We start from the raw sequence: 19,183 nt of genomic DNA on the forward strand, positions 1-19,183 counted from the left end.
TGCTGCCGCCCGCGGGCATCACTGATCGTTTGTCTGGGAGGGTCATCACCATGTGCGGAATCGTCGGTTACATCGGCAAGCGGGACGTCGCCCCGCTGCTGCTGGAGGGTCTGCAGCGCCTGGAGTACCGCGGCTACGACTCCGCGGGCATCGCCCTGCACGCGAGCGGCAAGGCCGGCGGCCTGAAGACCGCCAAGGCCAAGGGCCGCGTCCGCGAGCTGGAGGCCCGCCTCCCCAAGCGCTTCAACGGCACCACCGGCATCGCGCACACCCGCTGGGCCACCCACGGCGCCCCCAACGACGTCAACGCCCACCCGCACGTGGACGCCGACGAGAAGGTCGCCGTCGTCCACAACGGCATCATCGACAACGCCTCCGAGCTGCGCGCCAAGCTCACCGCCGACGGCGTGACGTTCCTCTCCGACACCGACACCGAGGTGCTCGCCCACCTCATCGGCCGCTCGCAGGCCGCCACGCTGGAGGAGAAGGTCCGCGACGCCGTCCGGCACATCGAGGGCACCTACGGCATCGCCGTGCTGCACGCCGACTTCCCGGACCGCATCGTCGTCGCCCGCAACGGCTCCCCGGTCGTCCTCGGCATAGGCGAGAAGGAGATGTTCGTCTCCTCCGACGTCGCCGCGCTGGTCAGCCACACCCGCCAGGTCGTCACCCTGGACGACGGCGAGATGGCCACCCTGAAGGCCGACGACTACCGCACCTACACCACCGAGGGCTCCTCCACCTCGTCGCAGCCCACCACCGTGGAGTGGGAGGCCGAGTCGTACGACATGGGCGGCCACGACACGTACATGCACAAGGAGATCCACGAGCAGGCCGACGCCGTGGACCGCGCCCTGCGCGGCCGCATCGACGACCGCTTCTCCACCGTGCACCTCGGCGGCCTCAACCTCGACGCCCGCGACGCCCGCGCCGTGCGCCGGGTGAAGATCCTCGGCTGCGGCACCTCGTACCACGCCGGCCAGATCGGCGCCCAGATGATCGAGGAGCTGGCCCGCATCCCCGCGGACGCCGAGCCGGCGTCCGAGTTCCGCTACCGCAACCCGGTCGTGGACCCGGACACCCTCTACATCGCCGTGTCGCAGTCCGGTGAGACGTACGACGTGCTCGCCGCCGTCCAGGAGCTCAAGCGCAAGGGCGCCCGCGTCCTCGGCCTGGTCAACGTGGTCGGCTCGGCCATCGCCCGGGAGACCGACGGCGGCATCTACGTGCACGCGGGACCCGAGGTCTGCGTCGTCTCCACCAAGTGCTTCACCAACATGGTGGTCTCCTTCGGCCTGCTCGCCCTGCACCTGGGCCGCACCCGCGACCTGTCCGTCGCCGACGGCAAGCGCATCATCGAGGGCCTGCGCAAGCTGCCCGCGCAGATCGAGGAGATCCTCGGCAACGAGGCGGAGATCGAGAAGCTGGCCGCCGAGTACGCCGACGCCAAGTCGATGATGTTCATCGGCCGCGTCCGGGGCTACCCGGTGGCCCGCGAGGCCTCCCTCAAGCTCAAGGAGGTCTCGTACATCCACGCCGAGGCCTACCCGGCGTCGGAGCTCAAGCACGGCCCGCTGGCCCTGATCGAGCCCGCCATGCCGACCGTCGCGATCGTCCCTGACGACGAGCTGCTGGAGAAGAACCGCGCCGCCCTGGAGGAGATCAAGGCCCGCAGCGGCCGCATCCTCGCCGTCGCGCACCAGGTGCAGGAGAAGGCCGACCACACGATCGTGGTGCCGAAGAACGAGGACGAGCTGGACCCGATCCTCATGGGCATCCCGCTCCAGCTCTTCGCCTACTACACGGCCAAGGCCATGGGCCGCGACATCGACAAGCCGCGCAACCTGGCGAAGTCCGTCACCGTCGAGTAGTCGCGCAGACTGAGCGGACGCGTAGTCGAGCCGACGCGTAAGCCGAGCGGACGCGTAGTCGAACGGACGTGTATCCGGCGGGCCCACGCCCTGGGGCGACGGCCCGCCGACGATCCTCCCCGCACGGGCCGCCTGGCACGCGGGGGGCCTTCCGTACCCCTCTCACAGGCGCGCGGGCGGCTCACCGGGCGCCCGGTGAGCGGAAGTTGAGGGGACGGAAGCCGAGAGGGGACGGAAGCCGCGTGCGGCCCGTCCCTTCCCGCTTCCGAGAACCCGGGAACACCGGGCGCCCCTGGCGTCTCAGGGAATGACCACCACGGGACGCTGCGCCCGCCGGGCCAGCCGGCCGGCCACCGAGCCGAAGATCCGGCCGACGATCCCATGGGTGGAACCCACCACGATGGCGTCGGCCGCGTACTCCCGCCCGACCTCCTCCAGCTCGTGGCAGATGTCCCCGCCGCGCTCGACGAGGATCCAGGAGACCTCGGAGAGATGGTCGGCACAGGCCAGCTCCAGGCCCAGCACCTCGGTGCGGTGGTCGGGGACGTCCACGAAGACCGGCGGCTCGCAGCCCGCCCAGACGGTCGTCGGCAGCCGGTTGGCCACGTGGACGATGATCAGGCCCGAGCCGGAGCGCCGGGCCATTCCGATTGCATAAGCAAGCGCCCGTTCGCTCGACGTGGAGCCGTCGAAACCCACCACGACGCCGTGCTGGAACGCCGGATCGCAGGAATGACGTGTTTCTTCCGCCGCTTCGGGAAGCGCCGTCTGATCGGCGATCCGCTTGCGGTCCGCGGGTTCGGAGAATTCGTGACCGGCCATCGGTGTCTCGGCGAAGGAAATCCTCTTGCGGAGGGTCGGCGGTGGGCTGACGGGACATTTCCCGCCGTACGGGACACCGAGCGGGCGCATGGATGTCAGTACGACGACAAAAATCCGTCCGGGATTCATCTTTTCAAGGACTTACCCCCCAGGGTACGGCCCCGCCCGCCGGGTGCCCAGAGGCCGGCCCGCCGGACGGGGCCGGAAGACGCCGGCGGTCACCCGCCCGCGACGGCCGTCCCCGGGGGGCGGACGTCCGGACGACGGGTGCGACACGCGGTGTCCCCTCGACGGGTGTGACGGCTGACGGGTGAGCGTTCCCCGGAGCATGCACGAGGGCCGTCCCCAGCGCAATGCCCCGTGTGTCCCTACCCCTGCCCGTTCGCCGAGTGACCCACACGCCGGACCGGCGTTGTACTACCGCCAGCAGCCGCCACCAGGGAGCCGCTCCGTGCCCGGAACCCGCGACGACGCCCACGCCGCAGAACCCGACCGGGAATCGCCCGATCCGGTGAGCGACGTCGTGCGCTGGGCGGCGTTCAGTTGCGCCCTGGTCCCCGTCGTCCTGCTGATGTGCGGACGGTCCGTCGGAGGGGCGGCCGGCAGCGCCGCCGGCCTCGTGGCGGTCACCTGCGCCTGCCACGCCCTGCTCCGCCGCTCGGAACGGGCCGCCGGGCGCGGCCTCCGGGCCACCGGCCGGGGCTCCGGGAGCGGCCGGGCGGCCCGGGACGAAGAGGTCGCGGGAGCACTCGAAGGGGCCCTCGACGACCTCGCGGACGAGGCAGTCGGACGGGCCGGGGCACCCGTCTCCCCGCACCGCGGCCGGCACGGCCGCACGGGTACCGGTACGCACCGCGGCGCACGCCATGCGGGCACCAGTACGTACGTCGACTGAGTTTTTGTACGACGACACCCGTATGTTTTCGGCCAACTTCAGGCCGAGGGCCCTCGCTTGGCCTGACCAGCCCCCAACAGCCGGGCGACCAGCAAGGAAAGGACCGCTGAGGGCGGTTGATCCCTACGCGGCGAGGGCAGTGGCGAGAGGCGTACTTTTCAGCGGGCCCTGCAAGTGCAACGCTTCGTGATCGAACGCTTCGCGCCAAGTTGTCATGTCGACATAGAGCCGGATGGTGAACTGGTCACCGCGACGACATCCGACGCAGTAGATTCGATCTTGGCCATGACCGGCGGGGGAACCGTTCAGGACCGAGGGGAAACGTGCAGGACCGAGAGGACTCGACCGCCGAGGGGGGCTTAGCGCCATGAGCCAGGACTCCACGACCGTACCGGAGACCGTGCGCAAGCTCTCCGGACGCCGCCGCCGGGAGATCGTCGCCGTACTGCTGTTCAGCGGCGGCCCGATCTTCGAAAGCTCCATTCCGCTCTCCGTATTCGGGATCGACCGGCAGGACGCCGGGGTCCCCCGTTATCGCCTGCTCGTCTGCGCGGGCGAAGATGTGCCATTGCGAACGACCGGCGGTCTGGAACTGACCGCGCCGTACGGCCTGGAGGCGCTCTCCAGGGCCGGCACCGTCGTCGTACCGGCCTGGCGGTCCATCACCCAGCCACCGCCACCCGCCGCTCTCGACGCCCTGCGCCGCGCCCACGAGGAAGGCGCCCGCATCGTCGGGCTGTGCACCGGGGCCTTCGTGCTGGCCGCCGCGGGACTGCTCGACGGCAGACCCGCCACCACCCACTGGATGTACGCGCCGACGCTCGCCAAGCGCTACCCCTCGGTCCATGTGGACCCGCGGGAGCTCTTCGTGGACGACGGTGACGTCCTGACCTCCGCGGGCACCGCGGCCGGCATCGACCTGTGCCTGCACATCGTCCGCACCGACCACGGCGCGGACGCCGCCGGGGCGCTCGCCCGACGCCTCGTCGTACCGCCGCGCCGCAGCGGCGGCCAGGAGCGCTACCTCGACCGGTCTTTACCGGAGGAGATCGGCGCCGACCCGCTCGCCGAGGTCGTCGCCTGGGCACTGGAGCACCTCCACGAGCAGTTCGACGTGGAGACCCTGGCCGCTCGCGCCTACATGAGCCGCCGCACCTTCGACCGCCGGTTCCGCTCGCTCACCGGCAGCGCGCCGCTCCAGTGGCTGATCACCCAGCGGGTGCTCCAGGCACAGCGGCTGCTGGAGACGTCCGACTACTCCGTGGACGAGGTCGCCGGACGCTGCGGTTTCCGTTCCCCCGTCGCCCTGCGCGGCCATTTCCGGCGGCAGCTCGGGTCCTCCCCCGCTGCCTACCGGGCGGCCTACCGGGCGCGCCGGCCCCAGGGCGGCCCCGACGGCCGGCCGGAGCGGACCGAGCGGCCGGACCGGGACGGGCGGCCCGACCGCTTCGGCGGACCCGAGCCGATGGAGCCCCGGCCCGGGGAGCCGTCGGTGGTCGGGCTGAGACGGACGGCACTGGCCGCCGCGCACGCCGCGGCCGGTCCGCTCGGCGGCCCACCGCACTCCGGTGGGCACGGCGGGCATCCCGGACACGGGATGCCCCTGGGGCACGGGCCGGGGAACCCGGGGTTCGGCCACGGAGCGGGGCACGGTCCCGGCGCCGTGGAACCGGGCAAGCCGGAGTCCGACCTGTACAGCCCGCACCTGCCCGGCCAGCGGGAACGCCCCGTAGGGTGAGCTCCATGAACGATCGCATGGTGTGGATCGACTGCGAGATGACCGGGCTCTCGCTGTCGACCGACGCGCTCATCGAGGTGGCCGCCCTGGTCACCGACTCCGAGCTGAACATCCTCGGCGACGGCGTGGACATCGTCGTCCGCCCGCCCGCCGAGGCCCTGACCACCATGCCCGAGGTGGTGCGCCAGATGCACACGGCCTCCGGGCTGCTCGACGAGCTGGACGGCGGGACGACGCTCGAGGAAGCGGAGCGGCAGGTCCTGGCGTACATCCGCGAGTACGTCCCGGAGCCGGGCAAGGCCCCGCTGTGCGGAAACTCGGTCGGCACCGACCGCGGCTTCCTGCTGCGGGACATGCCGGAGCTGGAGAAGCACCTGCACTACCGCATCGTCGACGTCTCGTCGGTGAAGGAACTGTCCCGGCGCTGGTTCCCCCGTGCCTACTTCGCCAGTCCGAAGAAGGCCGGCAACCACCGGGCCCTCGCCGACATCCGTGAGTCCATCGCCGAGCTCCGCTACTACCGCGAGGCGATCTTCGTACCGCAGCCCGGTCCGGACTCCGATACGGCGAAGGCGATCGCGGCCAAGCACGTCCTTCCTGTTCAGTCGTAGTCCGGTCCTGGTCCCCGTGGGTTTTCCACGGGGACCAGGCGGAGTGACGCAGCTCGCTCCCGGCACGGCGAAAGCCGGGAGCGAGCACCCCTCCGGACCCTGTAGACTTCTTCTCGGCCGGTGGGAAACACGGAAACGAACGCCGGTCGTGGTGGGTATAGCTCAGCTGGTAGAGCACCTGGTTGTGGTCCAGGATGTCGCGGGTTCGAGTCCCGTTACTCACCCTCAGAGCCGAAGGCCCTGATCTGGGAAACCAGGTCGGGGCCTTCGGCGTTTCCGGAGCGGCGCCCGTACGCCCCGCGCGTACGCCCCCTGCCCGCGCCGGCCGCCCGCGTCCGAATGACCGTCAGGCCCGGCGGGCTCCTGCCGCGTCACCGCAGCGACACGCCGAAGACACCCCTCCCCTCCCTTTCACCCCTCACGCCACGTCACGCAGCGCGTCCTTGACACTACGCCAGGTTGCGGCAAGTCTCGGGGCAGTCCCGGAACCCCCCAATACTCCGGTCGGGCATGCCCCTTGGCGGGCCTCCGCCCGCCGGTCGGCCGGGCCGGTCGGGCACGGCACCAGGAGGAGGCATGCGCGGCGGCACGCACGGACGGCGCCCCCGGACCCGCCGGGTACGGGCGGCTCTCGCGGCCGGGGCGCTGCTGGCCTCGGCACTCACCGGCTGCGCGGCCGGCGACGACGGGCGGACCACGCTCTCCGTCGGCACCTTCGGGGTCTTCGGCTACCGGCAGGCCGGGCTCTACGCCGCATACGAGCGGCTGCACCCGGAGATCCGCATCAAGGAGAGCGTGATCGAGCGGAACGACACCTACTTCCCTCAGTTCGTGACGCATCTGGTGACCGGCAGCGGGCTGGCGGACGTCCAGGCGGCCGAGGCCGGCGCCCTGTACGACCTGGCGGCGGGACAGGGCCGCCGGCTGGAGGACCTGTCCCGGGCGCCGGGGGTCCGCCGGGCGGACTGGCTGGGCTGGAAGTGGGCCCAGGCCACCACCCCCGACGGCCGGACGGTCGGGCTCGGCACGGACATCGGGCCGCTCGCCGTCTGTTACCGCAAGGACCTCTTCCGCCGCGCCGGACTTCCCACGGACCGCGAGGCCGTCGGCCGGCTGTGGGCCGGCGACTGGGGGAAGTACCTGGACGTCGGCCGTGCCTACCGGAAGCGGGCCCCGGCGGGCACGGTCTTCACCGACTCGGCGGCGGGCGTCTACAACGCCGCCGTCCAGGGCTATCCGGAGCGGTACTACGACCGGTCCGGCCGTCCGCTGTACTCCGGCGGCCCGGCCGTCCGGGCGGCCTGGGACCTGGCGGTGCGGGCGGCCCGCGAGGGGCTGACCGCGCGGCTGCGGCAGTTCGAGAGGCCGTGGGACCAGGCGTTCGCGAACGGCCGCTTCGCCACCGTGGCCTGCCCGCCGTGGATGCTCGGCTACATCAAGGAGAAGTCGGGGGACGCGGGCCGTGGCCTCTGGGACGTGGCGGCGGCGCCCCGGCCGGCCAACTGGGGCGGCTCCTTCCTCACCGTGCCGAAGGCCGCCCCGCACCGGGCGCAGGCCGTGGCACTCGCCGTCTGGCTGACCGCGCCCGCGCAGCAGGCCCGGCTCTTCGCCCGGCAGTCGAGCTTCCCCTCCACCCCGGCCTCGTACGGCATGCCGGAGCTCCGGGACGCGCGGAACCCCTACTTCGGCGACGCGCCCGTCGCGCGGATCTTCGCCCGGGCCGCCCGGGGCGCGCCCACACCGGTGACCGGGCCCCGTGAGCAGCAGATCGGCACCGCCTTCACCGACGTCGGCATCCCGCAGGTCGAGCAGCAGGGCAGGGATCCGCGGGCGGCCTGGGCGGCGGCCCAGAAGGAGATCCACAACGCGGTGGACGAATGACCGCGGCGCCGCCCACCACCGCCGAGGACCCCGAGGCTCACCCGGCCGCGGGCCCGGGCCCGCGGCCGGACCGCGCCCCGCCCGCCCCGGACCGCGGAACCACCTGGCGCGTCCGCCGCCACCGGTGGGACATGTGCTGGAGCCCGTACGCGTTCGTGGCGCCGTTCTTCCTCTTCTTCTCCGCATTCGGTCTCTTCCCCCTCCTCTGGACCGGCTGGGCCTCACTCCACCGGCTCGAACTCACGGAACTCGGCGACGCGGACCGGATGGAGTGGGTCGGGGCCCGCAACTACCTCCGGCTGCTGCACGACGAGTTCTTCTGGAACGCCCTCGCCAACACCTTCACCATCGGCGTGCTCTCGACCGTCCCCCAACTGCTGACGGCCCTCGGTCTGGCCCATCTGCTGCACCAGCGGCTGCGGGCCGTCACCTTCTGGCGCGTCGCCCTGCTCACCCCGTACGCCACCTCGGTCGCCGCCGCCACCCTGGTCTTCGTCCTCCTCTACGGCCGGGACTACGGGCTGGTCAACTGGGCCCTCGGACTGGCCGGCGCGGGCCCGGTGGACTGGCAGAGCGGCACCTGGGCGTCCCGGGTCGCCGTCTCCTCGATCGTCGTCTGGCGGTGGACGGGCTACAACGCGCTGATCTACCTGGCCGCGATGCAGGCGATCCCCGACGAGCTGTACGAGTCGGCGGCGCTGGACGGCGCGTCGCGGCTGCGGCAGTTCCGGCACGTGACCGTGCCGTCGCTGCGGCCGACGATCCTGTTCACCGTCGTCGTCTCGACGATCGGGGCGACGCAGTTGTTCGGCGAGCCGCTGCTGTTCGGCGGGGCGGCCGGGCAGAAGGGCGGAGCTTCGCACCAGTTCCAGACCCTGGGCCTCTATCTGTACGAGCAGGGGTGGTTCGCCTTCCACCTCGGCCGCGCCTCCGCCGTCGCCTGGACCATGTTCCTGATCCTGCTGCTGGTCGCCGCCGCGGGCGGGCTGCTCGCCCGCCGGTCGCGCGCGGACCGGTGAGGAGCCGCCGTGCCCGTCGTCCCCGTCACACCCGCCGCCGGTGACCGGCCGGCCCCGCGAGCCGTCCGCCGCCGGAGCACCGCCGGCCGGCCGCACGCCGGGCCGCTCGGTTACGCCGTGCTCGTCCTCTTCGCCGCGGGCTCGGTGCTGCCGCTGGTGTGGACGGCGGTCGCCGCCTCGCACGACGACACCCGGCTGGCCCACACCCCGCCGCCCCTCCTGTTCGGCGGCGACCTGCCGCACAACCTGGCCGTCGCGTGGGGCGACGCCAACCTGGGTCTGGCCCTGCTGAACACGACGCTGGTCGCCGGCTGCGTCGCCCTGGGCACCGTCCTCTTCTGCACCCTCGCCGGCTTCGCCTTCGCCAAGCTGCGCTTCCGGGGGCGGAACGCCCTCTTGGCGGTGGTGGTCGGCACGATGATGGTGCCCCCGCAGCTTTCCGTCGTCCCCCTCTTCACCGTCGTCGCGGAACTGGGCTGGACCGACCGACTGCAGACGGTCGTCCTGCCCACCCTGGTCAGCGCGTTCGGCGTGTTCTTCATGCGGCAGTACCTCGTGGAGGCGCTGCCCACCGAACTCGTCGAGGCCGCCCGGATGGACGGCGCCGGCAGTCTGCGCGTCGTCCGGCACGTCGTCCTCCCCGTCGCACGGCCCGCGATGGCGGTGCTCGGGATGCTCTCCTTCGTCCAGGCCTGGAACGACTTCTTCTGGCCCGTGATCGCGCTGACCCAGGACAACCCGACCGTCCAGGTGGCCCTCACCGGCCTCGGCCGCGGCTACGTTCCCGACCAGGCCGTCGTCATGGCCGGCGCACTGCTCGGCACCCTGCCGCTGCTGCTCGTCCTCGCCCTCTTCGGACGGCACATCGTCGGCGGCATCATGCGCGGCGCGGTCAAGGGCTGACCCCCGTGCCGGCTCCCTCATCTCCCCACCCCTCCCCTTTGGAGCGTGTTCATGCCCACGACCTTCCCTCCCGGCTTCGTCTGGGGCGCCGCGACCGCCGCGTACCAGGTGGAGGGGGCGGTCCACGAGGACGGCCGCACCCCTTCCATCTGGGACACCTTCAGCCATACGCCCGGCAAGGTGATGAACGGCGACACCGGCGACACGGCCACCGACCACTACCACCGGTACGCCGAGGACGTCCGCCTGATGTCCGCCCTCGGCCTCGGCGCCTACCGCTTCTCCGTCTCCTGGCCGCGCGTCCAGCCCACCGGCAGCGGACCCGCCTCCCCCCGTGGCCTGGACTTCTACCGCCGGCTCGTCGACGAGCTGCTCGCCCACGGCATCAAGCCCGTCCTCACCCTCTACCACTGGGATCTGCCCCAGGAGCTGGAGACGGCGGGCGGCTGGCCCGCCCGCGAGACCGCGCAGCGCTTCGCCGACTACGCCGAGCTCGTCGCCCGGGCCCTGGGCGACCGCGTCGACTCCTGGGCGACCCTCAACGAGCCCTGGTGCAGCGCCTTCCTGGGCTACGCCTCGGGAGTGCACGCCCCCGGGCGCACCGACGACGCCGCGGCCCTGCGCGCCGCGCACCACCTCAACCTCGCCCACGGGCTCGGCGCCCAGGCGCTCCGCGCCACCCTGCCGCGCCGGGCACGCGTCGCGGTCGTCCTCAACCCGAACGCCGTCCGGGCCCGCACCACGTCACCCGCCGACCTGGATGCTCAGCGGCGTATCGACGCGCTCTCCACCCGTATCTTCACCGGGCCCATGCTCCACGGCGCGTACCCCGCCGACCTGATCGACGACACGGCCGGGATCACGGACTGGTCGTTCGTCCGCGACGGCGACACCTCCGTCATCAAGCACCCCCTCGACTGGCTGGGCATCAACTACTACACGCCGTCCGTTGTATCAGCCGCCACTGACAACCGTCCCTCACCTGCGCCTTCGCCCTACCCCGGGGCCCAGAGCGTCGCCTTCCACCAGCCGCCCGGGCCCCGCACGGCCATGGACTGGACCGTCGATCCCAGCGGCCTGTACGACCTGCTCCTCCGCTTCACCCGCGAAGCGCCCGGCCTCCCGCTCGCCGTCTCCGAGAACGGTGCGGCCTACGACGACAAGCCCGACGCACGGGGGGCCGTACGCGATCCGGACCGCGTCGCGTACCTGCGGGGGCACTTCGAGGCGGTGCTGCGCGCTCTCGCCGACGGGGCGGACGTGTGGGGGTACTTCGTGTGGTCGCTGCTCGACAACTTCGAGTGGGCGTACGGGTACGGCAAGCGGTTCGGGATCGTGTACGTCGATTACGCGACGTTGTCGCGGACGGTGAAGGAGAGTGGGGAGTGGTATCGGGGGGTGATCCGGGCCGGGCGGGTGGGGTGAGTCGCCCCTGGCCCGCCCCTTCGCCGATTCCTGGGGGCCAAGCCCCCAGCCCCCTGGGCGCGACACCCAGCCCGTCCGGCGTTTGAGGACACGCGCCGCAGGCGCGTTCACCGGGGTGCGGGCCCTCCCGCGGAAACGGTGAAAGGGCGGGACAGGGGCAGCACCCTCACTCGAACACCGACGGCGGCGGCTCCGGCGACGGCCGAGCACTCGCGTCCGTGACCGCCGCCGCCCCGCCCGCGAAGGCGACGAGCTCGGCACCCGCCTCCACCCTCCCCTGCGCCGCGTCCGTCGCACACCGCCGCGTCAACTCCGCGACGGGCAGAGCGGAATCCGACGCCACAAGAATCGCGTTCCCGAACCGCCGCCCCCGCAACACTGCCGGTTCCGCCGCCAGACACAGCTCCGGAAAGACCGTCCGCACGGTCGCGATCTGCGACTTGACGAACCCGAGGGACGGCGGACCGTCCGCCAGGTTCGCCGCGTAGAGGCCCCCGGGCCGCAACACCCGCCGTACGTCGGCGACGAACTCCCCACTGGTGAGATGAGCGGGCGTCCTGGCGCCCGCGAACACATCGGCGATGATCAGGTCCGCCCACCCGTCGGCCACCTTGGCGAGCACCTCGCGCGCGTCCCCGGACCGCACCCGGATCCGCCACGAAGGATCGAGCGGCAGCTCACGCCGGACGAAGGCGACCAGCGGCGCGTCGATCTCGACGACCTGCTGGGTGGAGCGCGGCCGGGTCGCGGCGACGTAGCGGGCCAGGGTGAAGGCGCCGCCGCCGAGGTGGAGGGCCTGGACGGGCCGTCCGGGCGGTGCCACGAGGTCGGCGACGTGGCCGAGCCGCCGCTGGTAGGAGAACTCCAGGCGGGTGGGGTCGTCCGGGTCGACGTGGGACTGCGGCGCGCCGTCGATCAGCAGCGTCCGGGCGTTCGGACGGTCGCGGTCCGGTTCCAGCTCCGCGAGACCGCCCGCCACCTGTTCGGTGACGGGCTCCGCGGCGCGCCCGCGTCCCGCGCGTCGTCCGTTCCCACCGGTCCCCCCGGTCTCCCGCTTCCCTTTGGCCACACGCCAAGTATCGCCCGGCCCGGACGGACGCGCCCCGGCCGGGGATCAACGGCAGCGGTCCACGGCCGGGGATCAGCGGCAGCGGTCCACGGCCTCGATGGTGCGGGCCGCCTCACCGAGCGCCGCCCGCAGCACCACCGGATCGGTCGCCTCCGCGAGGGCCGCCTCGGGGGCCACCAGCCAGCCGCTGCCCGTCACGGGCGGCTCATGGCGGCCGGCGCGCACGCCGCGCCCGTACGCCTGGGTGCAGGCGCTGCCGGGGACGTCCCAGCCCGCCGCCGTGCCGGCCGGGACGAGGAAGCCCAGGGTGTGGCACTCGCCGTCGTGCAGCACGGGTCCGACGCCGTCGCGGAGCCGGAGGATGTCCACCGCCTCCAGGCCCTGCCGGGCGGGCACGGTGACCAGGTCGCAGGGGATGCCCTCACCCTGCCCCCGGGCCGGGCGCGCCGCCGGACCGTGTCCGGGGCGCGCCTGGTGAAGGGCCGCCGTCCGCGAGCCGCCGATGTTCACTCCGGCTTCCGCCAAGGGGAACGCCTCCTCCGCACGTTTCGCTGAACCCGTCGCCCCCGCTCCGTACCCGCCGGCCGAGGGCCGGGGCACGTGCTGCGGGCACCCGCTCGTACTGTTCAACTCCCTTGCGCCGTCAACGGCTACGGCACCACGCCGCCGTAAAGGATGGCAGTTCATGGCGGATCGCGAGTGGGATATCCGTTTTGTAGCCAAAGCGGACGTACTGGATTCCCGGCAGCCGGTACGGTCATCACGCCGCACGGCAGTACCACCGTCCGCCCCGGATGCCGGCGGGGCGGCACCCGCCAGGAGAGGGTCCGGCCATGGCGTCGCCCCACGCGTCCCCGTCACCTCGCGCCCCCCGTCCGAACACCGTCTTCCGTGCACTGCGCGGACCGCGTTCACCTGCGGAATTCGCGGCGGCGGTACGGCGTGCGGCCCGCGAGATCGGGGAACAGGTCTCGTGTGACGCGCGGTACATCGGGCGCGTCGAATCCGGCGAGATCCGCTGCCCCAACTACGCCTACGAGCGGGTGTTCCGCCATATGTTCCCCGGCCGCGAGCCGGCGGACATGGGCTTCCTCCCCCGCGAGACCGTACGCGGACGGGGGGCGCGAAACAAGGGCGGTGCGCCGCCCGCACACATCGAAAGCCCCGCCGACGACGGTGACGTGACGGGGCCCGGCGCACCGGGCCTCCGGGACGCCGACGCCCCCGGTACCGGCGGTACCAGTGACGAGGAGAGCGACGTGTTGCGTCGCGCGTTCATGACCCATGGCACGGCCGCGGTGGCCGTCGTCTCCCTGGCCGGCGTCGCGGGCGCCCGCTCCCGGTGCCACGCGGGCGAGGCGGAGGCCGACGCGGTGGAGCAGGCCGTGCGCAGCATCCGGCTGCTCGACGACCGGCACGGCGGGGACGGCCTCTACCGGCGGGCCACCCGGCCGCTGCGGGCGGCGTACGACCTGCTCGACGCGGAGACCCGGCGGCAGTCGGTGGCCGACCGGCTGCACGCGGGCGCCGGCGAACTGGCCATCTCCGTCGGATGGTTGGCGCACGACTCCGGCCGGTTCGCCGACGCCCGCTCACATTACGCCGAGGCGCTGGCCACCGCGCGGGTGGCCGGGGACGCGGCGCTGGAGGCGCACGCCTTCTGCAACACCGCGTTCCTGGCGCGGGACGCCGACCGGCCGCGGGAGGCCGTCCGGGCCGCCCAGGCCGCGCAGCACGTGGGCCGGCGGCTGGGCTCGGACCGGCTGATGTCACTGCTGGCGCTGCGGGAGGCCGGCGGCTGGGCCCGACTGGGCGACCGGGCGGCCTGCGCGACCGCGCTGCTGCGGGCCAGGACCCTGTTCGGGCGGGGGGCGAGCGACGCCGACCCCGAGTGGATGACGTTCTTCGGCGAGGCGGAGCTGGAGGGCCTGGAGGCCCAGTGCTGGTCCGCCCTGGGCGACCGGGCCCGGGCGGCCGAGCACGGGGAGCGGGCCGTGGCGCTGGCCGACCCGCACTTCGCCCGCAACATCGCGCTCTACACGGCGCAGCTCGCGGACGACCTGGCGCACTCCGGCGCCCCGGACGCGGCGGCGGCGGCCGGGGAACGGGTCCTGGACCTGCTCGGCCAGGTCCGGTCGGCCCGCATCCGCGGGATGCTCGGCGCCACGTCGCGGACGCTGCGCCGGTACGCGGAGGATCCGGCGGTCGGGTCGTTCCTGGCGCGGGGAGTGGCGTGAGGGCGGCGTGAGGAGCGCGTGAGGGTGCCCGGGCGGCGGGCGCGGCCGGAAGGGCGCCCCCGGAGGGGAGGGCGACCGGAGGGCGGCGCCCCCGGCCGCGCCCGCCGCTCCCGCTCAGCCCAGGTGGCCCGTGTCGTTCCAGCGCTCGATCGCCGGCTCTCCGTAGGCCCAGCCGAGGATCGACAGGGACGTCGGCTCCAGGCGGATGCGCGCCGCGAAGGACGCCTCGAAGCCGAGCCAGCGGGCGGCGATGACACGCAGGATGTGGCCGTGGGCGAAGACGAGGACGTCCCGGTCGGCGGCGGAGCGCGCCCAGCGGACGACCTCGTCGGCGCGGGCCGCGACCTGGTCGAGGGTCTCGCCGCCGGGGACGCCGTCGCGCCAGATGAGCCAGCCGGGGCGGCGGGCCTTGATCTCGGCCGGGGTCATGCCCTCGTAGGCGCCGTAGTCGAACTCCATCAGGGCGTCCCAGGCGGTCGCCCGCTCGCCGAAGCCGGCGAGCTCGCAGGTCTCGCTCGCGCGCACCAGCGGGCTGGTCCGGACCTCGACGTCGGGCAGGCCGTCCCAGGGGGCGCGGTGCAGGCGGTCGCCCAGGAGTTTCGCCCCGCGCCGGCCCTCTTCCAGGAGCGGGATGTCCGTGCGGCCGGTATGCCTTCCGGACAGCGACCATTCGGTCTGTCCGTGCCGGGCCAGCAGGATGCGCGGTGCCATGGAGCGGGCTCCCTCGGAGTCTCGGTGACTTCCCCCACAAAACGGCGGGATCTGCCACAAAAGTGATGTGCGGTACGGATGGTTCGGACCCGTCGGAACTATCATCACTCACTTGCACCACAGGCAACCCGAGGCCATATTCGGTCGTCTTTCCCCTCATGCGCCGCCCCAGGAGCCGAACGGCGGATGACCCCGGTGTTTCCGTGGAGCCACGGGGCGGTGTGCGACGGATGCGCCGTGCACCGTACGGTGGCATGCGCGCTTGTTGGCCGCCTGAACACATGGAGAGCGTCCGGATGTACCGCACCGCACCACTCGGGAAGCGGCCGCGCTGGTGGACCGAACTGCCGCTGATCGCCGTCGTCTACGCGCTGTACTCGGCGGGCCGCCTGCTCGTCCGGGGCGATGTGCGGTCGGCGGTCGATCACGGTGTGTCCATACTCGACCTCGAACAGCGGTTTCGAATAAATTTCGAACACCCGCTCAACCGGCTGTTCACGGACCACGCCGCCCTCGGCGTGCCCGCGGACTTCGCGTACGCCTCCCTGCACTACGTGCTCACGCCGGCCGTCCTCGTGTGGATGTTCCGGCGCCGTCCCGAGCACTACCGCAAGGTGCGGACCTGGCTGATGATCTCCACCCTCATCGGCCTGGTGGGCTTCACCCTGCTGCCCACCTGTCCGCCCCGCCTCCTGCCGGACGGCTACGGCTTCATCGACACCATGCACCAGTACTCGTCGTACGGATGGTGGGGCGGTGACGCCAGCGCGCCGCGTGGTCTGGGCGGGCTCACCAACCAGTACGCGGCCATGCCGAGCCTGCACGTCGGCTGGGCGCTGTGGTGCGGCGTGGTGCTGTGGCGCCACGGGCGCGGAGTCTGGGCGAAGGTCCTCGGGGTCGCCTACCCCCTGGCCATCACCCTGGTGGTCATGGGCACGGCCAACCACTACTTCCTGGACGCCGTCGCGGGTGCCGCCGTCATGGGCGTCGGCCTGCTGCTGACCCGTCCCGCACTGCGCCTCGGCGAGCGGCTCCGCGCCCGGGCGCCCCGCTCCCTGCCCTCGCTCGCCCCCGCCGGACCTGCGGAGATGCCCGAGAGCCCGGCGAATGTCAGTGCGGGGTGCGAGACTTCGGCTCGTACTGCGCTCCCGCGCACGACCGCGTCCGGCGTTCCCGCCGGCAGCGGCCGGCCGGGCGCGCCGGAGAGACAGCGCGAGGCGGACGCCAGTGAGCACACCCCTTCGATCCCTTCGGAACTCCCCCGGCAGCCGGCCCACGGAGCGGCCGGCGGCAGCCGGCCCGACGGCGCTCCCGCGGCGGCTCGCTGAGCTGCGCGGGCCGGACGTCCCGCCACGCCCGCTGGACGCCCGCGCCCTGGCGGCCCTCGCCGCCAATCCCGGCTGCCGCCGCCGCGCCCTGCTCGACGGCGCCGGGGTCGACAAGGCGGCGCTCGCCCGGGCCCTCGGGGCGCCCGCCGCCTTCGGCCAGTCGCAGTTCGCCATAGCCCGCGGCAACGCCTTCGAGGCCCGGGTGAAGGCCGACGGCGGTACGGAGCTCGTCCGGCTGCTGCACGCCGCGCTCCCCGCCGGGGAGGCGCCCGAGCCCCCGGACGCCGTCGATGCCCCGGACCTCTCCGCCGCCGGCCCCGAGGGCCGCACGGCCCGCACCGCCCTGGCCCTGCGGGAGGCCACGGCCGCCGGCCGGTGGGCGCTGCTCGACCACCCCATGCTGGCGCTCACCGTGGCCGGCACCCCCGCCTACCTGGAGCCGGACGCCGTCGTCGTGCACCCGGACGGCACCTGGACGGTGGTCGAGATCAAGTCCTTCGCCCTGATCGACGGCGCGGCCGACGCCGCCAAGGCCGGGGCCGCCGCCCGGCAGGCCGCGGTGTACGCGCTCGCCCTGGAGACGGTGGCCGACCGGCTGCCGGACCCGGCCCCGGAGAACGGCCGGGTGCGCCACCAGGCGCTGCTGGTCTGCCCCAAGGACTTCTCCAACCTGCCGGCCGCCGCCCTCCTCGACCTCCGCAAGCCGCGCGCCACCATCCGCCGCCAGCTCGGCCGGCTCACCCGGGTCGAGGAGATCGCCGCCGCCCTCCCGCCCGGCACCACCTTCGCCCCCGACCGGCCGGTGGCGGAGCTGACCGCCGCCGTCGAGGCGGTCGACGCCGCGTACGCGCCGGACTGCCTCGCCGCCTGCGAGCTGGCCTTCCACTGCCGTGACCGGGCCCGCGCCGCCGGCGACGTCCGGCACCTCGGGCGCGACGTCCGCTCCGGCCTCGGGGGGCTCACCACCGTGGAGGAGGCGCTCGCGGCGGCCCGGGGCGACGCCGCGGGGCCCGCCGACGACCCCGCCGTCGCCGCCCTCCGGCGCGCCGCCGTCCTGCGCGCCGAGGCCCTGGCCACCGCGGGCCGCCCGGAGGAGGCGCACGCATGTCGCTGATCACCTCGCTCGCCCGGCTGGAGGCGCTGCGGGCCGGCCGCGCCCGCCCCCTGGCCACCGTCCGCCACCGGCACCTGTCGGACCGCCCGCTGGTGCTCGTCCCGCTCACCACGGCCGGCGAGACGGGCGCGCCCCTCGGCGCCCTCGTCGGCACCGACCGCGACGCGCCCCGCCTGCTGACGGTCCCCCAGCCGCGCGACCGGGCCCTGCGGTTCGCCTTCCTGGCCGAGCTCGCCGAGGCCGTCCTGCCCTACCTGGAGGGGTACGCGGACGACACCGTCACCGAGGAGCGCAAGGAGACCGACCCGGAGACCGGCCGCCGGACGACCGTGGAGGTCGAGTTGTGCGCGGACGCCCCGCAGTTGCTGGTCCCCGGACCGGCCGCGGTGGAGTACGTCCGGCTGCTCGGCCGGTCCATGCGCTTCCGGCGTACCGCCGAGGAGGACCCGGCGGCCGACTGGCCCGCGCCGCCGCGCGTCCCGCTGCTCGGCCGCTGGCTCACCCACTACGGGGAGCGCGCCCACCTCCCCGGGAGCGCTCTCCTGCTCTCGATGACCGGGCTGCTGTCCCGGCACTGGGCCACCGGCCAGAGCCACCTGGAGGATCAGCACCTGGGCGCGCTGCTCGCCTGGATCGACCCGCCGGAGGGCGGCTCGGGGCCCGAGGCGGCCCGCCGCGCCGAACTGGAGCGCGACGCCGACGGCCTGCTGCTCCACCCGCCCGCCGGCCCGGCCACCGACCCGGCCTTCGACAACAAGCTGCTGGCCCCCGCCATCGCCCGCTACGACCGGGCCAGGACGACGGTCCTGGAGACCGGCCGCGGCCACGCCGGGCTGCGCGCCGCGGACACCGCGATCCGCACGCTGCTCCTCTCGCAGTCGCTGCCCACCTGGAACGCCGTCTGGCGCGGCGTCGACCTGCTGCGCGCCCTCCCCGAGAGCGCCTCGGTCGCCGAGCGCTGGAAGCGCGACCGCTGGTCGTACACCGGCCACCGGGACCGGTTGCGGGCCGGCGAGCCGCCGCAGCCCCGCCGGGACGACGCGGTCACCGCCGCGCGGAAGCTCGCCGCCCGGGAGACCGCCCAGGCCCGCCTGGACGCCCAGGAGGCACTGGACGACCCGCTGGTCATGGCCGGGCGGCGGCTGGCCGGCGAGGCGTTCGCCGGGGAGGTCACCGAGGTGGTCATGGCCTACTCGGAGGCACGGGTGCCGCGCCCGCGCCCGCTCGTCACCGTCCGTACGGACGACACCCCGCTGCTGGAGGAGGGCGCGCGGGTGCACCGGGCGCTGGCCGACGGGCGGTCGCAGTCCGCCGAGTTCGTGACGGCCGGCCCGGCCGGGCTGACGGTCCGGCTGACCGGCGGCATGGGCCGGGGCAAGACCCCCGACGAGGGATCGGTGCCGGCCCCCGGCGACCACGTCTGCTGGACCCTGTTCGAACCCATGCCCAGGGGCGGCCCGGAGCTGCCCGAGCCCGAGCACACCCCCTGGACCCACGGCGGCCCGCCCGGGGCCCGGGCGGAGGAGCCCGATCCGGCGACCGCGGAGGACCTTCTGTGA

General features: G+C 73.9%; 16 protein-coding genes and 1 tRNA gene. 13 read left to right on the plus strand and 4 right to left on the minus strand.

The window, feature by feature from the left end; genetic code table 11:
- Nucleotides 1-50: 50 nt before the first annotated feature.
- Complete coding sequence (gene glmS, locus ACZ6X9_RS15495; RefSeq protein WP_469778487.1) at nucleotides 51-1,871, plus strand: glutamine--fructose-6-phosphate transaminase (isomerizing); 1,821 nt, start codon at nucleotides 51-53, stop codon at nucleotides 1,869-1,871.
- A 300-nt stretch (nucleotides 1,872-2,171) separates the two neighbouring features.
- On the opposite strand, the gene ACZ6X9_RS15500 is transcribed toward glmS, so the two are convergent.
- Nucleotides 2,172-2,693 (minus strand): universal stress protein, encoded by a 522-nt coding sequence (locus ACZ6X9_RS15500; RefSeq protein WP_469778488.1) that lies wholly within the window; start codon nucleotides 2,691-2,693, stop codon nucleotides 2,172-2,174.
- A 451-nt stretch (nucleotides 2,694-3,144) separates the two neighbouring features.
- Here ACZ6X9_RS15500 and ACZ6X9_RS15505 point away from each other — a divergent pair, with 451 nt between their 5' ends.
- The 8 genes from ACZ6X9_RS15505 (at nucleotide 3,145) to ACZ6X9_RS15540 (ending at nucleotide 11,165) form a co-directional block, all read left to right on the plus strand.
- The gene (locus tag ACZ6X9_RS15505) at nucleotides 3,145-3,588 is read left to right on the plus strand and encodes a hypothetical protein (RefSeq protein ID WP_469778489.1); all 444 of its coding nucleotides are present in this window, start codon (nucleotides 3,145-3,147) and stop codon (nucleotides 3,586-3,588) included.
- Between the two features lie 367 nt (nucleotides 3,589-3,955).
- Nucleotides 3,956-5,326, plus strand: a complete 1,371-nt coding sequence (locus ACZ6X9_RS15510; protein WP_469778490.1) for a GlxA family transcriptional regulator — start codon at nucleotides 3,956-3,958, stop codon at nucleotides 5,324-5,326.
- 5 nt (nucleotides 5,327-5,331) lie between these two features.
- Nucleotides 5,332-5,937, plus strand: a complete 606-nt coding sequence (orn, locus tag ACZ6X9_RS15515) for an oligoribonuclease (protein WP_469778491.1) — start codon at nucleotides 5,332-5,334, stop codon at nucleotides 5,935-5,937.
- 151 nt (nucleotides 5,938-6,088) lie between these two features.
- A tRNA-His gene (locus ACZ6X9_RS15520) sits at nucleotides 6,089-6,161 on the plus strand.
- Between the two features lie 352 nt (nucleotides 6,162-6,513).
- Complete coding sequence (locus ACZ6X9_RS15525) at nucleotides 6,514-7,818, plus strand: ABC transporter substrate-binding protein (RefSeq protein ID WP_469778492.1); 1,305 nt, start codon at nucleotides 6,514-6,516, stop codon at nucleotides 7,816-7,818.
- Nucleotides 7,815-8,837 carry a carbohydrate ABC transporter permease gene (locus ACZ6X9_RS15530; protein ID WP_469778493.1) on the plus strand — a complete coding sequence of 341 codons (1,023 nt, stop codon included), beginning with the start codon at nucleotides 7,815-7,817 and terminating at the stop codon, nucleotides 8,835-8,837. The genes ACZ6X9_RS15525 and ACZ6X9_RS15530 overlap by 4 nt, the downstream gene beginning before the upstream one ends.
- A gap of 9 nt (nucleotides 8,838-8,846) precedes the next feature.
- Nucleotides 8,847-9,740: a carbohydrate ABC transporter permease gene (locus ACZ6X9_RS15535; protein WP_469778494.1), complete on the plus strand. Its 894-nt coding sequence runs from the start codon at nucleotides 8,847-8,849 to the stop codon at nucleotides 9,738-9,740.
- A gap of 51 nt (nucleotides 9,741-9,791) precedes the next feature.
- Nucleotides 9,792-11,165, plus strand: a complete 1,374-nt coding sequence (locus ACZ6X9_RS15540) for a GH1 family beta-glucosidase (RefSeq protein ID WP_469778495.1) — start codon at nucleotides 9,792-9,794, stop codon at nucleotides 11,163-11,165.
- Between the two features lie 166 nt (nucleotides 11,166-11,331).
- Here the strand turns inward: ACZ6X9_RS15540 and ACZ6X9_RS15545 are convergent, their stop codons facing one another.
- Both ACZ6X9_RS15545 and ACZ6X9_RS15550 read right to left on the minus strand, forming a co-directional pair.
- Nucleotides 11,332-12,234 carry a spermidine synthase gene (locus ACZ6X9_RS15545; RefSeq protein WP_469778496.1) on the minus strand — a complete coding sequence of 301 codons (903 nt, stop codon included), beginning with the start codon at nucleotides 12,232-12,234 and terminating at the stop codon, nucleotides 11,332-11,334.
- A 72-nt stretch (nucleotides 12,235-12,306) separates the two neighbouring features.
- Nucleotides 12,307-12,759 (minus strand): hypothetical protein, encoded by a 453-nt coding sequence (locus ACZ6X9_RS15550; protein WP_469778497.1) that lies wholly within the window; start codon nucleotides 12,757-12,759, stop codon nucleotides 12,307-12,309.
- Nucleotides 12,760-13,067: 308 nt separating this feature from the next.
- Between ACZ6X9_RS15550 and ACZ6X9_RS15555 the strand changes: the two genes are divergently transcribed.
- A complete protein-coding gene (locus ACZ6X9_RS15555; RefSeq protein ID WP_469778498.1) occupies nucleotides 13,068-14,471 on the plus strand; it encodes a tetratricopeptide repeat protein in 1,404 nt (467 codons plus the stop codon).
- A gap of 114 nt (nucleotides 14,472-14,585) precedes the next feature.
- On the opposite strand, the gene ACZ6X9_RS15560 is transcribed toward ACZ6X9_RS15555, so the two are convergent.
- Entirely contained in the window at nucleotides 14,586-15,182 is a 597-nt protein-coding gene (locus ACZ6X9_RS15560; RefSeq protein WP_469778499.1) for a histidine phosphatase family protein, read from the minus strand.
- Nucleotides 15,183-15,478: 296 nt separating this feature from the next.
- Between ACZ6X9_RS15560 and ACZ6X9_RS15565 the strand changes: the two genes are divergently transcribed.
- From ACZ6X9_RS15565 to ACZ6X9_RS15575, 3 genes are read left to right on the plus strand one after another with little or no spacing between them, the layout of a single operon-like run.
- A complete protein-coding gene (locus ACZ6X9_RS15565; RefSeq protein WP_469778500.1) occupies nucleotides 15,479-16,510 on the plus strand; it encodes a phosphatase PAP2 family protein in 1,032 nt (343 codons plus the stop codon).
- Nucleotides 16,410-17,624, plus strand: coding sequence for a hypothetical protein (locus ACZ6X9_RS15570; protein ID WP_469778501.1), 1,215 nt, complete (start codon nucleotides 16,410-16,412; stop codon nucleotides 17,622-17,624). Before ACZ6X9_RS15565 ends, ACZ6X9_RS15570 begins: the two co-directional genes overlap by 101 nt.
- Nucleotides 17,615-19,183 (plus strand): hypothetical protein, encoded by a 1,569-nt coding sequence (locus ACZ6X9_RS15575; protein WP_469778502.1) that lies wholly within the window; start codon nucleotides 17,615-17,617, stop codon nucleotides 19,181-19,183. Before ACZ6X9_RS15570 ends, ACZ6X9_RS15575 begins: the two co-directional genes overlap by 10 nt.

The organism is Streptomyces sp. NPDC052910, assembly GCF_055585605.1.